We start from the raw sequence: 15,097 nt of genomic DNA on the forward strand, positions 1-15,097 counted from the left end.
TTTGCACACGGGGACTTGCCTAAAGATTTCGGTGAGGACACCGAAATGCGGAGTTGGGCTGTGATAGATAACCTACCCCGCTGTTTGTAAGCGCACAAATAATTGCACCCGGCGACTTGCCTAAAGATTTTGGTGAGGACACCGAAATGCGGAGTTGGGCTGTGATAGATAACCTACCCCGCTGTTTATGTCCTCATAAATAATTGCACTCGGTGACTTGCCTAAAGATTTTGGTGAGAACACCAAAATGTGGAGTTGGGCTGTGATCTATAACTTACCCGCTGTTTGTGTCCTCACAAATAATTGTACTCGGCGACTTGCCTAAAGATTTTGGTGAGGACACCAAAATGTGGAGTTGGTATGCGAACTAATCCTTATCAAGCTTTTTCATGTACTCAGCAATTTCCTGCTCGTTCTTGTCGGCAGATTTTGCAAAAGAGTTGATGATATTTTTCCTCTCCTGTTGGGTTCTGTTTTGGCTCAGCTTGCTTTTGCCCTGCAAATCATCCACCACAATCTCAAAGGCTACTATGCCATTCATCATTTTGGTTTTATAATCATCAGGCAGGTTGTTCCATTGCTGCATGTAACCGGCTTCATAAAAGCCAATCATTTTTTCGAGCAGTTCGGCAACCTGTGTTTTGTTGTCTATTAAAGTGGCTTTGCCGTAAGCGTGCACAGCCAGATAATTCCAGGTAGGTACGTTTAATTCTTTTTCGTAATGAGCAGGAGATATATAGGCGTGCGGCTCGGTAAAGATCACTAATGGGGTACAAGCAAAAACATCTGCCGACTGGTGATTGGCTTTTGCAAAGTGAGATATCAAAACAACCTGATTGCCGCGCTGCTCAACAATAAATGGCAGGTGCGTAGCTGTGGGCATTCCATTTACAACCGTAACAATAGTGGCAAAGCCGTACTTCTGCATAAAGTCTACAGCTTCCTGTGTATTGGTTATCTGGTTGTATTTTGGGGTATACATTTTACAAACCTTCCAGCATTTGTTTAAGTACTGCCTGGGCGGCCCAAACACGGTTGCCGGCTTCATGTATCACTACTGCTTGTGGCCCGTCTAATACCTCGTCAGATAGCTCCAGGTTGCGCCTCACCGGTAAGCAATGCATTACTTTTGCATTAGGTGCCTGTTTCAATTTTTCGTTGGTCAGCATCCAGTCTTCATTGCCTGTGGTAACTGCACCATAAGGCTCATAAGCCGACCAGTTTTTTACATAGATAAAATCCGCATCCTTTATCGCTTCATCCTGATTGTGTGTGATAGTTGCACCATTGGTAAAGTCTGCAGAAAGCTCATATCCTGCCGGATGAGCGATGGTAAAGTCAACATTAGCCTTGCACATCCATTCGGCAAAAGAATTGGGTACAGCCTGTGGCAGGGGCTTTATATGCGGCGCCCAGGTTAATACTACCTTGGGGCGGCTAACTGTTTTCAGTTCTTCAATAGTTACCAGGTCGGCAAGGCTCTGTAACGGGTGGCGGGTAGCCGATTCTAAACTAACCACAGGCACTTTACAAAACTCAACAAACTTGTTAAAAATATGCTCGCTGTAATCCTCTTCCCGATTTTTTAAACCGGGGAAAGAACGTACACCAATAATATCAGAATATTCGCCCATAACCCCTGCAGCTTCACGAATATGCTCAACGGTGGTACCGTTCATTACAACACCATCCCGCAGTTCAAGCGCCCAGCCTTCTTTATCAATGTTCAGCACAATAACGTTCATGCCTAAATTTAAAGCAGCCTTTTGGGTGCTTATGCGGGTGCGCAAGCTTGGGTTTAAAAAAACAAGGCACAAGGTTTTATTTTTACCAAGATGCTGAAAAGCAAAAGGATCTTTTTTCAGTTTTAAAGCTTCGCCCACTAAAGCGGGGATATCCTTAACATCATTTACAGAAGAAAATATTTTCATTAGCCTCGGTACTATCTATTTGTAAAATTATAATTAATGTGTTAACCTAAGAGTTATTTAATGTTGTTAAAAATGCTTCCAGGAACCTGTCGGCATGTGCTTTGGTTAAATTTAATGCAGGTAAAAGCCTTACCACGTTTGGTTTTGCCTCGCCGGTAAAAATATGGTGTTTAAACAGCAGGTCCTTTTTAACGTTATTTAATTCATCAGGTAAATCAATACCTATCATTAAGCCACGGCCACGTACTTCTTTTACTTTATCAAATTTCTTTAATTCTTCTATCAGGTAGCCGCCCACTTCGGCCGCGTTTTGCATCAGGTTATCCCGTTCAATTACTTCTAATACAGCTAAACCCGCCGCGCAAGCTAAATGGTTACCGCCAAATGTAGTACCCAGCATACCATAAGCAGGCTGTATTTTTGGCGATATAATTATCCCCCCAACAGGGAAACCATTACCCATACCTTTAGCCATTGAATAGATATCGGCATTAATGCCCGCAAAATCATGTGAGAAGAACTTACCGGTACGGCCATAACCGCATTGTACTGAATCTGCAATAAAAACAGCATTATGTTCATCGCAAAGCGACCTTATTTTTTGCAGGAAACTAACAGGGGCAACCTGTATACCGCCAACTCCCTGTATCCCTTCAATAATAACAGATGAGATCTCGTTTGCTGAAAATGCCTGCTCTAAAGCTGCTTCATCATTCCAGGGCAAGAAAATTACATTATCTGTTTCGTTGATAGGGGCAACTATTTTTGGATTGTCAGTAACCGCTACAGCCAGTGAGGTACGGCCATGGAAAGCCTTGCTGAAAGCGATAACTTTCTTTTTACCGTTATAGAACGAGGCCAGTTTTAAAGCATTTTCGTTAGCTTCAGCACCGGAGTTACACAAAAATAACTGGTAATCTTCCTTGCCCGATACATGTCCCAGCTTTTCGGCCAGTTGTGTTTGCAGGGGGATCTCGATGGAATTTGAATAAAAGCCAATTTTATGCAGCTGATCTTCTAACCGGGTTACATAATGGTGATGCGTGTGCCCGATAGAGATAACCGCGTGCCCGCCGTAAAGGTCAAGATACTCGGTGCCTTTATCATCATAAACCAGGCTGCCCTGGCCTTTAACTATATTTATTGGATTGATTGGATATACGTCGAATAATTTCATTTTTTTTAAGGAAAAAAGGTAATGGGATACTTAAATAATAACAGTGCTAATACGGCGAATGGCTTAAAAGCCAGTCGCCTTAAGTCGTAACCCTGCGCGTTCATCCAGGCCAAACATCAGGTTCATATTTTGAACCGCCTGCCCGGATGCCCCTTTAAGTAAGTTATCCATTATGCTGATAATGAATATTTTATTACCATGTTTCTTAACTTGTACAAAGCATTTATTGGTATTTACAATTTGCTTTAAGTCGATATCTTTACTGGTAACATGCGTAAACGGATGGCCCGCATAATATTCTTGATAAAGCTTTAAAGCTTCCGCTTCGGTAAGGTCACTTTCCGTATATATAGATGCTATTATGCCACGGGTAAAACCACCACGATAGGGAACAAAATTAATTTCCTTATCAAAGCCAGCCTGCAATTGTTTCAGCGACTGCCCGATCTCATTTAAATGCTGATGATTAAATGCTTTGTAAACCGATAGGTTATCATTCCTCCAGGTAAAATGGGTGGTAGCCGATGGACTTTGTCCTGCACCTGTTGAACCTGTAGTAGCTGTAACATGCACCTCGTTATTAAGCAAACCTTTACCGGCAAGTGGCAACAGGCCTAATTGCAAACAGGTAGCAAAGCAACCCGGGTTAGCTATGTTACCGGCAGTTTTAATAGCCTCACGGTTCAGTTCAGGCAAACCGTAAACAAAGCGCTTGCCTTTTATTGTTGAAGTTTGACTCAATCTAAAATCCTGACTTAAATCAATAATCTTAATATGATCAGGAATATTGTTGGCTTCTAAAAACTTTTTAGCATCGCCATGGCCAACGCATAAAAACAAAACATCAATGCTATTGGATAGTTCCGATGCAAATTGCAGGTCGGTGTCACCAAACAGGTCAGTATGCACTTCGTATACATGGTTACCCGCGTTGCTGTTGCTGTGCACAAATACAATTTCCACATTGGGGTGGTTAATGAGTATCCGCAGCATTTCGCCGCCTGTATAGCCGGCGCCGCCAACAATACCTGCTTTAACCCCCCGCCCCCCTGAAGGGGGAGTAGAAGTGTCTTTATTATCTATAGTTTGATTGCTCATGTTATTCAACTTTAGTTTCCCCTTCAGGGGTTTAGGGGGTTAAAGATTTATCCGATCATTTTTTGTAGATGGATATGAGTATAATATAAACTCCAGGTCGGCCTGGTCTTTATTGCTGATGAAATGCTTTTGACCGGGGTTGATCAGGATACCCTGCTCCGGTTTCAGCATACTTTCTACACCATCAATGGTTATTATGGCCCTGCCTTTTAAGATAAAGAATAACTGAGTTGCTTTTTCATGATAGTGAAGCTGCTCGGCAGTATCAGGCGGCATTAACTCTTGTTTTACAGATAATGCATCCGTATCAACAAAGTTCCAGCCGTGGCAGTCATCGCCCCACCTGTACTGGCTCAGGCATTCACTTCTAGAAAAAACAATAGCCCCCCCGCCCCCTAAAGGGGGAGTAGAAGTATTAGGAATGTTATCATCATTTTCCATTTCTTTATTCATTTAGCTTATTCAGCTCCCCCTTCAGGGGGCTGGGGGGTATTTACTTTATGATATATCATTACCTGGTTACCAAATATTTTGGAGAAACCTTTAACGTCTTCTCCGCTCCAGGAGTTATTCATCTCGCCGTAGCTGCCAAACTTGTTCGACATCAGGTCATGGTCAGACTCAATACCAATCACCTGGAAACGATATGGGTACAGCTGAACAAAAACTTTACCGCTCACATTCTTCTGCGTATCTGTAAGGAAAGCTTCCATATTGCGCATGATAGGGTCGTGAAACTGACCTTCGTGCAGCCAATTGCCATAGAAAGATGATAACTGATCTTTCCATGATAATTGCCATTTAGTTAGCACATGTTTCTCTAAAGTATGGTGCGCTTTAATGATCACCATTGGGGCAGCAGCTTCAAAACCTACACGGCCTTTTATGCCAATAATAGTATCGCCCACGTGGATATCACGGCCAATGCCGTAAGGTTGTGCAATGGCTTGTAGTGCCTGTATCGCTTTGGTGGGGTGGTCGTATCTTTCGTTATCTATACCAACCAGTTCGCCCGCTTCAAAAGTTAATTCTATAGCTCTGGGTTCGGTTTCGGTAACCTGTGTAGGCCATGCTTCTTCAGGCAAGCCCAGGTTAGAGGTCAACGTTTCTTTACCGCCTACAGATGTTCCCCAAATACCTTTGTTGATAGAATACTTTGCCTTTTCGAAGTTCATTTCAACGCCGTGTTTTTTCAGATATTCAATTTCTTCTTCACGGCTCAGTTTCAAATCACGGATAGGGGTGATGATCTGCACTTCGGGCACAAGGATATTGAAGATCATATCAAAGCGTACCTGGTCATTACCGGCACCTGTGCTGCCATGGGCAACATACTCGGCACCAATTTCTTTGGCGTAGTTGGCTATTGCTGTAGCCTGACTAACACGTTCGGCACTTACAGAAAGTGGGTAGGTGTTGTTTTTTAACACGTTACCATATATAAGGTAACGCACGCAGGTATTATAAAAGTTTTCGGTTTCATCAACCACGTGGTGTGATGTTACGCCCATTTGGTAAGCGCGTTCTTCAACACCTTTCAGTTCTTCTTCGCTAAAACCACCTGTATTTACAATTACCGAGTGAACCTCGTAACCCAGATCGCGTGTTAAATAAATGCAGCAAAATGATGTATCTAATCCGCCGCTGTATGCCAGTACTACTTTCTTTTTCATGGTATATTTATCTCAGAGACACAAAATATTTTGCCTCTACATTAGTTGATGTTATTATTCTGTAGAGGCGTAATATCTTGCGTCTCAAATTATCTCCAGAGACATAAAATATTATGTCTCTACATTTGTGTCTCGAATTATCTTAATTAAACGCTATAATTTTTTCCATTCTTTTCTTGATGGCCGCTTCTATACGCTCAAGCAGTGTCGCTTTATGCGTTATCTTCTTCATTTTCTCTTCGTATTGCTTTTGTATCACTTCCGGATCAAAAAGCATGGCGGTGCACATGCAATTCTTACGATCTTTGCTCATCAAAATATCATAGTTCACGCAGCTTTTGCATCCGGCCCAAAAGTTCTCGTCCTGGGTAAGCTCCGAGTAAGTTACCGGCTCATAACCAATCTCCGAATTGATCTTCATTACCGCCAGGCCTGTAGTTAAACCAAATATTTTAGCGTGAGGATATTTTTTACGCGACAGATCGAATATTTTGTGCTTGATAGCCTTTGCCAAACCAGCTTTACGATAAAGCGGGTTTACAATTAAACCCGAGTTGGCTACGAAATCGCCGTGGCTCCAGGTTTCGATATAACAAAAACCTGCCCAGGTACCGTCTTTATGCAAAGCAATTACTGCCTTGCCTTCCAGCATTTTATTGGCGACATATTCCGGTGAGCGCTGTGCGATTCCGGTTCCGCGTGCCTTTGCCGATTCTGCCATTTCATTGCAGATCATAGGGGCAAAGTCTGCATGTTGTGCAGTAGCTACCGTTATGTCAAAATCTTGTATGGTCATTATAATGAAAAATTACCGTTAAATTATTGGCTTTACCGGCCAGGATAATTAGAGGGACAATGGTTAAAGAAGTTTAATAACACTTCTTTGTTTGGATGAGAATTAAAACCTGATTCAAACCCGCGGGATGAACACCCGTCGTCGGCTGGGGAAGAATAACAAAACAAAAGAAACTAAAGCAGCAGCAACCGGAGCAAATTTTGCTCTGACAGCCGTCATGTTTGAGTTTTCAATATTCATTTTTATGAATTTGTTGTTTTTAAATTTTGTGCAAATTATTGCATAATAATTTACTTATGCAAGAAAAAACTTTTATTATGATATTCAGGTTAAGTAATACGAACAATTATCTTGCACATTGAACCCATATTACCGCTTACTTACAATATCATTTATGATCATATCCGCATGAATGCGGGAGTTTTCAATAAACCATAGGTGTGTATCCAATCCGCCGCAAACTACACCGGCAAGGTACATACCCGGCTGGTTGGTTTCCATTGTTTCGTGATTATACTCTGGGATGAATTTATCTTTAGAGAGTTTGATACCCAGTTTGGCTAAAAAATCAAAGTTGGGTTTATAACCCGTCATGGCCATTACAAAATCATTAGGAATGGTGATCAATCCTTCGGGAGTTTTAATATCAACCTCATTTTCGCGCACAGCTTCAAGGTTTGAATTAAAATAAGCTTTAATACTGCCTTCTTTTAAACGGTTAATAATATCGGGCCGTACCCAGTATTTAACCCTGTTGCTAATTTCAGGGCCGCGAACAACAAGGGAAACCTCGGCGCCTTTACGGTAGGTTTCTAAAGCCACATCAATAGCCGAATTGCTTGAACCTACTACTACAACCTTTTGCAAAGTATAATAATGCGGGTCCTGGTAGTAATGCTTCACTTTAGGCAGGTTTTCGCCAGGGATATCAAGGTTCACGGCTATATCATAAAAACCGGTAGAAAGAATTACCTTTTTAGCCTGATAAATTGCTTTTGAAGTAGTAATAGTATAGCCACCATCTACGGCAATAACATTGGTAACCTCTTCAAATAAATTTAGGGGCAGATGATTAGAGAGGGCAACCCGCCGGTAATATTCCAGTGCATCATTCCGGGTTGGTTTATTATGTACAGTAACAAAAGGCACCCCACCAATTTCCAGTTTTTCTGATGTAGAGAAGAATGTCATGGTAGAAGGATAGTTGTACAGCGAATTTACCAGGCAGCCTTTTTCGACTATTACAAAACTAAGGTTGGCTTTTTGAGCTGCTAATCCGCATGCTATACCAATGGGGCCGCCGCCTATGATGAGTATATCTAACATTAAGAGTTTAAATAATAAAAACCAATATAGTGCTATTGGTTTTGTAGAGTGTCAAAAAAAGACCATAATTAGTTATTTTGTTAAAAAAGGCTAATTATAGCTTCATCTCCCATTAAAAAAATAAAAAAGATGAAAAATAAAAAAAGGGTAAGCTACTTTTATCGCGCCGCTCAACTCTCTACCCTTGCTGCGTTCCCACCCTGGGGGAGTTCAAGAGGAGCTGGCCGTAAAAGACTTACCCCGGCGCAAATATAGGAAAATGATGCGCTTTTGGTTAAGAAATTGTTAAAAAAGGGGTTATGAGTTGATAATCAGGGGATATATTATGGTAACGGTTTTGGAGTCGATGATAAACTCGATTGTGTTTAACAAATATTTATATTTACAAAGGCGACCAAAATGGCTATCTAAAGAAAGATTTTGTGTACTGAAATAATTGATATAAAAACAATCCAATCCATATATAAAGACCTCCCAAAACTGCAAAAGCTATAACTGTACTTTTATCGAAAGACATATTTGATAAAAACATTGCTGTAAAAATTATATAAATTATATATCCATTTATTAGCATCCATTTTCCTAAGCGATTATTCTTACTTTCCAAACTTTCTGCTTCAATGAGCTTGATAGATTTTTTTTCTATTGGATGTCTAATCAATGGGACTTGGCCTTTTAAATTCTCAACAAGGAGATTAAAAGTTATGGAATCTTTTCTATTCCATACAGGTATATGCCAAACCACATTTCTTAAAAAAAAGTTAAAGCTATCTTCGAGATCTTTAGGCATTATATCTCCTTCTTGCTTTGATAAATTATAATTTTCTACTTTATCAACTATTTCGTTTTTTGAAACTTGAAAGGTATCCTCCATAAAAATTATAGTTTGATATTGATCATGATTCGAATTAAAAGTCAAAATGTTACTATCACCATCAACCCAACATTTTATATTTACATCTTCAAAATCAGTATTACTTTCATTTTTTATATTTACGGTAATAAAGTTTAAATGGTTAACCGCACGTGTTTCGTTATAAAAGATTTTTATGCTCCCATAAAAATTGTCGTTAATTGATGTTGCAAGTGAATTAAAACTTCTTGTAAAACTGAATATAGACCATCTTGATTTGAACTTTTCAAGGAAAACATATACAATAAACGTAATACAGGATGCAATTACTGCCCAGCCGAATTTGGATATGCTTTCAAATATTTCTTTCATAAATATTATATATATTATTTTATGTAAATATCACAAAGATGTTTGAATAATTAGAATTCGCTATATTACTAACGCTTATTTATTTTATAAAGGTAATTATTGTCAAACAAGCTTCTTTGCTCTAATTCATCCGTTACCTCCGGCAACTTCTCTACACCATTCACCAAATTCTCAAAACTCTTCGTCCCTCTAAACTGGAAAGTTTTATAAGGCGCCCATTTGGGGAAACTTCCAAAGGTCTCGCGCTGAACTATCTTCAATTCATTTATCCAGAAAGGCTCAACCAGTTTTTTATGGCGGAAATGCGGCCACAGGGTATTAAAATCAGCTTCGGGGATATCCCTTGCAACTGTGATATGCGGTATCAGCGCTTTTTTGATGTTAAGGTTTTTCTTTAACAGCGTAAACCATGCTTCAACCGCCGGAGTTGAACGGATATGGGCATATATAGTCATTTTACTATGCAGATGCGTAAAATATCTAAAGCCATCTACATGCAGCAAAACCGGCGGCATTATGTACAATTTCTTTTCCATTTGCCCAACGGTGGTGTTAGCAAAAAAAGGTTTCTGCCGCTCTACATGCAAGAGAGATATATGTGCCGGTGAGTCCATACTTTTATAATCACCTATTAATCTTGCCGATGCTTTTTTATAGCGGGAGATCTCGTGTTTAATAGCCTCCGGGGGCGAGAGCAGGAAAAGATAGTCGGCATAGCTGGTCATAGATCTGTGAATTATCGACACAAATTTTGCTAATAATTTTAGTAATTCAAATTATATTTTCATATTTGTATATGGATGCTAAACGGCATATTGTACATATCGACCTCGATTCATTCTTCGTATCTGTAGAGCGTAAATTTAACCCTTCGCTTATTGGCAAGGCGGTTATTATAGGCGGCTCGGCAGAGAGGGGAGTAGTGGCTTCCTGCAGCTATGAAGCGCGTGCGTTTGGCGTACATTCAGCTATGCCCACACGGCAGGCGCTAAAGCTTTGTCCGCATGCTATTGTAATACACGGTACGCATGGGCGCTATTCTGAGGCATCACGAGAGGTTACGGAGATCATCCACAGATCAGTTCCACTTTATCAAAAGACTTCGGTAGATGAGTTTTATATCGACTTATCGGGCATGGAACGCTTTCACGACCCATACAAACTGGCATGCGACCTGCGGCAACGCGTGATAAGGGAAACAGGGCTGCCCATCTCCTTCGGAATGGCATCGGGCAAAACCATTGCTAAAATGGCTACCAACCAGGCAAAACCCAACGGACAACTTTGGATCCAACATGGTAAAGAGAAAGAATTTTTAGCCCCGTTACCTATTAAAAAAATTCCGGGCCTGGGCGAAAATACCTGCCAAAAACTTTATCAATACGGTATTGAAAAAATAGGCGACCTGCAACGCGTAAACCCGAGATTTCTGGAGACCGTTTTCGGCAAGATGGGCACTTACATCTACAATAAGGCCAATGGTATTGATGACAGCGAAATAGTGCCGCATAGTGACCGAAAATCAATCTCGACAGAGCATACTTTTGAAAGTGACGTAGCCGATAAACGCACGCTTGAAACTATCCTGGTAAGCATGACCGAAGAGCTGGCGGGGAAGCTAAGACGGGAGAACAAGGTATCGTCATGCCTGGCTATTAAGATCCGCTATGCCAATTTTGATACCCATACCCAACAGCAGAAAATAGCATTAACCGCTGCCGAGCATATTCTGATACCAGGGATTAAAAACCTGCTCGCCAAAGCATGGAACCAGCACCGGCCAATAAGGCTGATAGGCGTGAAGCTAAGTAACCTTTGCACCGGCAGCTATCAAATAAACCTGTTTGAAGACAATGAGGAGCGCATTCGCCTTTACCAGGCCATGGATAATATCAATTTTAGGTTTGGTGATAAAACGGTTTGCCGGGCAGCAGGAATGGAAATTGGAGCCAGAACATTTAATCCGTTTTTGAAGGAATAGTGGCTTTATGCAGCCGCCTGGTTGAAGCGTACACGTGTTGGGATGATTTGCATTACACCCAAACCCCCTTCCTTGGGGAAGGGGGCGGCTGCCTGTGAAGTGATGGGTAGGGGTTATTTACGCCAATGCATATCGCATAAACCCCTCCCTGCACCCTCCCGTTGGGAGGGAATCGCACATATCCATTGTTTTTTTCATCCTCCAACACTTGTGAGTAAGAACAGAGCGACTGGATTACTATAATTCCTTCCGCATTAACAGATCTGTCTGTTCATCGTTTCCTAAAACAAACGGATGGCTGCTGAAAGCTTTAAACCCTTTACTTTCATACAAGCGAATTGCCCCGGCATTGTGTTCCCATACACCAAGCCATATATAGGTAAGCCTTTTATTAATGGCGATATCAATTGCAAAATCTAAAAGCTTATTGCCTATCCGTTGCCCCTGGTACTCTTTCAACACATAAATGCGTTCTACTTCAAGGGCATTAGGGTCCTGTAGTTCGGTTTGGGCGGTATTGAGGTTTATTTTAAGATAACCGGCAATATTACCATCCACCATAGCAAAATAAAAGAGGGAATCGGGGTTATTAAGTTCGTTCTGAAATTTTTGAAGGGTAAAAGCATTAACCGCATATGTTTCCATATCGGCCGCACTGTTCAGATGCGAAAAAGCATCAAAGAAAGTTTTTCTGCTCAGCTCAAGCAAAACTACTGCATCATTATATGTAACAGGTATAATTTGCATGGCTGCAATTAATCAAATTGTTCCTGCAGGCGCTCTAAGCGGTCAATCATCAGGTTCAGTTTCTCCTCTTCGTTCTTAAACATGCGTGGTTTAAGGTAAAAGGTGGTAAACATAAACCATATAAACGTAAAGCCATAAGTAGCCAGCTTAAACGTTAATGATGCATTTTCAAGTATCTCAATAAAATAAAGTCCTAAACCCGCGCTTAATAATAGTATATATATGTAATAGAACCAGCCAACTACTTTAGTGCGGTTTTTTTGATACTCCTTTAAGCTGTCTAAATAATCTGTAGGGTTTTGGGTAAGATCGCGTTTGTTTAAGATGTGGTAGTGCCTTACAATCATGTACAGGTAAAGCGCTATGGTAATTACAATAATTAAGATCCCTATTGTGGTTGCCGGCGATTTAAACGCCATAAAAAACATTAAAATAAAAGCCCCGATCATAGTTGCTGTCATGGTAACTATAGCCCAGTACATCCTTGATGTTATCCCGCGAATATCCTTCTTCACCTGTTTTAGTACTTCATCTACCGAAGGATGTTCCTGCTTTGGCTGTCCCTGCCAAACCGAAACTAAATGATCAAAGTCTTTCATATTGATTGTATAACTCTGTCAATTTTTGTTTAATGCGATATATCTTCACTCTCAAATTCCCCTCTGATATACCCGAAACCTCAGCAATTTCAGGATACGGCACTTCATCAAGCACCAACGTTATTATAATTCTTTCTGATTCCTCCAGTTTTGATATACACTTATATAACAAAGCTACCTGCTCGTTCTTTTCTGAAAACTCTTCTCTTTTGTTCTCAGCTATCTGCGGTGTAAGCTCGTCTTTAGCCTGGCGTTTTTCTGATCGTAGATAAGTTAAACAGGTGTTTACAGCAATACGATAGATCCAGGTTGATATTAATGCCTGGTTACGGAATTTGTGAAGGTTTTGCCAAACTTTTAAAAAAGTTTCCTGCAACAGGTCGTTTGCAGCATCGTCATCACCGGTATAACCATAGCACAAATGGAATATCTTTTTTGAATTGGCTTCATATATTTCCCTGAAAGCTTCTTCTCTGCTCGCCACTTGTTAGTTAATTTACGGTTTGACAAATTAACGCTATAAATGTTACAACAGGTAACTTTTTTTATTTAACCATGAAAATTTATTGTCCGCATCGTCCAGCAGCTTGTTATAATCCTGGCTATAATCAAATTGAAGGTCCTCGTGTAACTTATCTATAGATGCGCGGATCTTTTCTACCTGCCGGGTAAATATTAAGCGGATTGGTTTATACGCCGTTTGCTTCACCACGTATTGAAGGTAGTTTTGGCAAAAATTTAAAAGCAGCTCAATCTCCGCCGGTTTTGATCCAATAAACTTGGTGTACTTGGTAAGCATCTTTAAAATTTTGCGTAACCCTTTAGCTGTAAAATAACTTTGGGCAGGCAGCTGACTAAACATAAAACCGGCTTCGGCCTTTATGCTTTCAATAAAATCATGCTCGTTATGCGCCTCAAAGAGCAGATAGGCCAGTAATTCTTTGTTTTCTTTTTTGTAACGTACCAAACGCAGGCATAGCTCGGCAAGCTGTTCTGGCGGCAAATGCTGCAGTTCTTTTTTAATTTGCTGTAACCCGTAGGCAGTGATACTCATAGGTATATTTTAATGTTTCTGCAACATAGTAAATTTTGTAGTTTAGCGCCTCTAATTAATCAGATGCAAAGAAGCAAACTAACCATGTACATTTTTGTAGCACTTGTATTAGGCGTAATAGCCGGATACATTTACAATGCTACGGTAATTAACAATATTAATACCAAAATAAGCGCTGCCGAGGCCAATATAAAATCTATAGATGGGCAAATATTGCTAATTAAAGATTCAACCACGGCCAATTACAAGGCACTTAAGGCAGAACGCACCACACAGGTTAAGCTGCGTAAAGAAAGTGACACAGCCCGTGAGGATAAGCTGGTTGGTTTTACAGTTTTGAGTGATATTTTTCTCCGGCTGATAAAAATGATAGTGGCCCCGCTGGTGTTCACTACGCTTGTGGTGGGTGTTGCCAAAGTGGGCGATATTAAAGCTGTGGGCCGTATTGGCGGTAAAACGCTGCTTTGGTTTTTAAGCGCAACGCTGATATCCTTATTATTAGGTATGATACTGGTTAACTTTTTTGAACCGGGCAAAGCGATGCATTTACCACTGCCAGATAGCAATTTAACTACTGATATTAAAAAATCAGCATTATCGCTGCGCGACTTTATAGGTCACGTTTTCCCTAAGAGTTTTACAGAGGCTATGGCCAATAATGAGATACTACAGATAGTGGTGTTCTCGTTATTCTTTGGTGTGGCTACGGCTGCCATTGGCGAAAAAGGCGAGGTTGTAATAAAAGCGCTGGATGCTATCTCTCATGTTATCTTAAAAATAACAGGCTATGTAATGCAGCTTGCGCCATTAGCGGTTTTTGGTGCTATAACGGCCATTATAGCTAAGCAGGGGTTGGGCATACTATCTACCTACGCCATATTTATAGGGGAGTTTTATTTCTCGCTGGTGATATTGTGGATGGTGATCATATTCGCCGGGTTTGTGGTGTTAAAGAAACGTGCCTTTAACCTGGTAAGTAACATTAAAGATGCTATGCTGATAGCCTTTAGTACATCAACAAGCGAAGCCGCTTATCCAAAAGTATTGCTTGAGCTGGAACGCTTTGGCTGTAATAACAAAATTGTAAGCTTTGTGCTGCCGTTAGGTTATTCTTTTAATTTGGATGGATCGATGATGTATATGACCTTTGCGTCGTTATTTTTGGCGCAATCATATAATATCCATTTGTCTTTTGAGCAACAAATAACCATGCTGCTTATATTAATGATAACCAGTAAGGGTATTGCTGGTGTACCGCGTGCATCGCTGGTTGTAATAGCCGGCACCATGTCGTTGTTTAATATACCAGAAGCCGGTTTGGCTTTACTTATAGGTATTGATCCGTTACTGGATATGGGCCGTTCTGCTACCAATGTATTGGGTAATGCTATGGCAACCGCGGTTGTAAGTAAGTGGGAGGGAGAGCTGAAGCATTAGTGATTGAGTGATTTAGTGAATTAATGAGTTAGTGAATTAGTGAATTAGTGATT

17 protein-coding genes and 1 other RNA gene are annotated in these 15,097 nt (G+C 40.7%); 3 read left to right on the forward strand and 15 right to left on the reverse strand.

The features are described from left to right. Positions 1–367: 367 nt before the first annotated feature. From WC743_RS26000 to WC743_RS26030, 7 genes are all read right to left on the reverse strand, one after another. On the reverse strand, positions 368–982 hold the full coding sequence (locus WC743_RS26000) for an FMN-binding negative transcriptional regulator (RefSeq protein WP_373016477.1): 615 nt from the start codon (positions 980–982) through the stop codon (positions 368–370). A gap of 1 nt (position 983) precedes the next feature. After that, positions 984–1,931 (reverse strand): acetylornithine carbamoyltransferase, encoded by a 948-nt coding sequence (locus tag WC743_RS26005; protein WP_373016478.1) that lies wholly within the window; start codon positions 1,929–1,931, stop codon positions 984–986. 46 nt (positions 1,932–1,977) lie between these two features. Continuing rightward, positions 1,978–3,108: an aspartate aminotransferase family protein gene (locus WC743_RS26010; protein ID WP_373016479.1), complete on the reverse strand. Its 1,131-nt coding sequence runs from the start codon at positions 3,106–3,108 to the stop codon at positions 1,978–1,980. A 63-nt stretch (positions 3,109–3,171) separates the two neighbouring features. After that, entirely contained in the window at positions 3,172–4,206 is a 1,035-nt protein-coding gene (gene argC / locus WC743_RS26015; RefSeq protein ID WP_373016480.1) for an N-acetyl-gamma-glutamyl-phosphate reductase, read from the reverse strand. Positions 4,207–4,245: 39 nt separating this feature from the next. Then, a complete protein-coding gene (locus WC743_RS26020) occupies positions 4,246–4,659 on the reverse strand; it encodes a cupin domain-containing protein (RefSeq protein WP_373016481.1) in 414 nt (137 codons plus the stop codon). 5 nt (positions 4,660–4,664) lie between these two features. After that, positions 4,665–5,879: an argininosuccinate synthase gene (gene argG, locus WC743_RS26025; protein WP_373016482.1), complete on the reverse strand. Its 1,215-nt coding sequence runs from the start codon at positions 5,877–5,879 to the stop codon at positions 4,665–4,667. A gap of 142 nt (positions 5,880–6,021) precedes the next feature. Beyond that, positions 6,022–6,675 (reverse strand): GNAT family N-acetyltransferase, encoded by a 654-nt coding sequence (locus WC743_RS26030; RefSeq protein ID WP_373016483.1) that lies wholly within the window; start codon positions 6,673–6,675, stop codon positions 6,022–6,024. A gap of 127 nt (positions 6,676–6,802) precedes the next feature. On the opposite strand from WC743_RS26030, the gene WC743_RS26035 reads away from it, so the two are divergent. Next, a complete protein-coding gene (locus WC743_RS26035; RefSeq protein ID WP_373016484.1) occupies positions 6,803–6,961 on the forward strand; it encodes a hypothetical protein in 159 nt (52 codons plus the stop codon). Between the two features lie 83 nt (positions 6,962–7,044). On the opposite strand, the gene WC743_RS26040 is transcribed toward WC743_RS26035, so the two are convergent. The 4 genes from WC743_RS26040 to WC743_RS26055 all read right to left on the reverse strand — a co-directional run bounded on the left by WC743_RS26040 (position 7,045) and on the right by WC743_RS26055 (position 9,951). Then, on the reverse strand, positions 7,045–8,001 hold the full coding sequence (locus WC743_RS26040; protein ID WP_373016485.1) for a YpdA family putative bacillithiol disulfide reductase: 957 nt from the start codon (positions 7,999–8,001) through the stop codon (positions 7,045–7,047). 142 nt (positions 8,002–8,143) lie between these two features. After that, an RNA gene (gene ffs / locus WC743_RS26045) (signal recognition particle sRNA small type) lies at positions 8,144–8,242 on the reverse strand. Between the two features lie 162 nt (positions 8,243–8,404). After that, positions 8,405–9,226, reverse strand: coding sequence for a hypothetical protein (locus WC743_RS26050; RefSeq protein WP_373016486.1), 822 nt, complete (start codon positions 9,224–9,226; stop codon positions 8,405–8,407). Between the two features lie 68 nt (positions 9,227–9,294). Further along, a complete protein-coding gene (locus WC743_RS26055) occupies positions 9,295–9,951 on the reverse strand; it encodes a 2'-5' RNA ligase family protein (RefSeq protein WP_373016487.1) in 657 nt (218 codons plus the stop codon). Between the two features lie 71 nt (positions 9,952–10,022). On the opposite strand from WC743_RS26055, the gene dinB reads away from it, so the two are divergent. Continuing rightward, entirely contained in the window at positions 10,023–11,207 is a 1,185-nt protein-coding gene (gene dinB, locus WC743_RS26060) for a DNA polymerase IV (RefSeq protein WP_373016488.1), read from the forward strand. A 237-nt stretch (positions 11,208–11,444) separates the two neighbouring features. Here the strand turns inward: dinB and WC743_RS26065 are convergent, their stop codons facing one another. The 4 genes from WC743_RS26065 to WC743_RS26080 are packed head-to-tail and all read right to left on the reverse strand — an operon-like array spanning position 11,445 to position 13,607. Then, complete coding sequence (locus WC743_RS26065) at positions 11,445–11,954, reverse strand: GNAT family N-acetyltransferase (RefSeq protein WP_373016489.1); 510 nt, start codon at positions 11,952–11,954, stop codon at positions 11,445–11,447. An 8-nt stretch (positions 11,955–11,962) separates the two neighbouring features. Further along, a complete protein-coding gene (locus tag WC743_RS26070) occupies positions 11,963–12,553 on the reverse strand; it encodes a hypothetical protein (RefSeq protein WP_373016490.1) in 591 nt (196 codons plus the stop codon). Continuing rightward, entirely contained in the window at positions 12,540–13,037 is a 498-nt protein-coding gene (locus WC743_RS26075) for an RNA polymerase sigma factor (RefSeq protein ID WP_373016491.1), read from the reverse strand. Before WC743_RS26075 ends, WC743_RS26070 begins: the two co-directional genes overlap by 14 nt. 42 nt (positions 13,038–13,079) lie before the next feature. Further along, a complete protein-coding gene (locus WC743_RS26080; protein ID WP_373016492.1) occupies positions 13,080–13,607 on the reverse strand; it encodes a hypothetical protein in 528 nt (175 codons plus the stop codon). A gap of 63 nt (positions 13,608–13,670) precedes the next feature. On the opposite strand from WC743_RS26080, the gene WC743_RS26085 reads away from it, so the two are divergent. Then, positions 13,671–15,044, forward strand: coding sequence for a dicarboxylate/amino acid:cation symporter (locus tag WC743_RS26085; protein WP_373016493.1), 1,374 nt, complete (start codon positions 13,671–13,673; stop codon positions 15,042–15,044). The last annotated feature ends 53 nt before the right edge of the window (positions 15,045–15,097 follow it).

Source organism: Mucilaginibacter sp. (assembly GCF_041660805.1).
Classification (GTDB): domain Bacteria; phylum Bacteroidota; class Bacteroidia; order Sphingobacteriales; family Sphingobacteriaceae; genus Mucilaginibacter.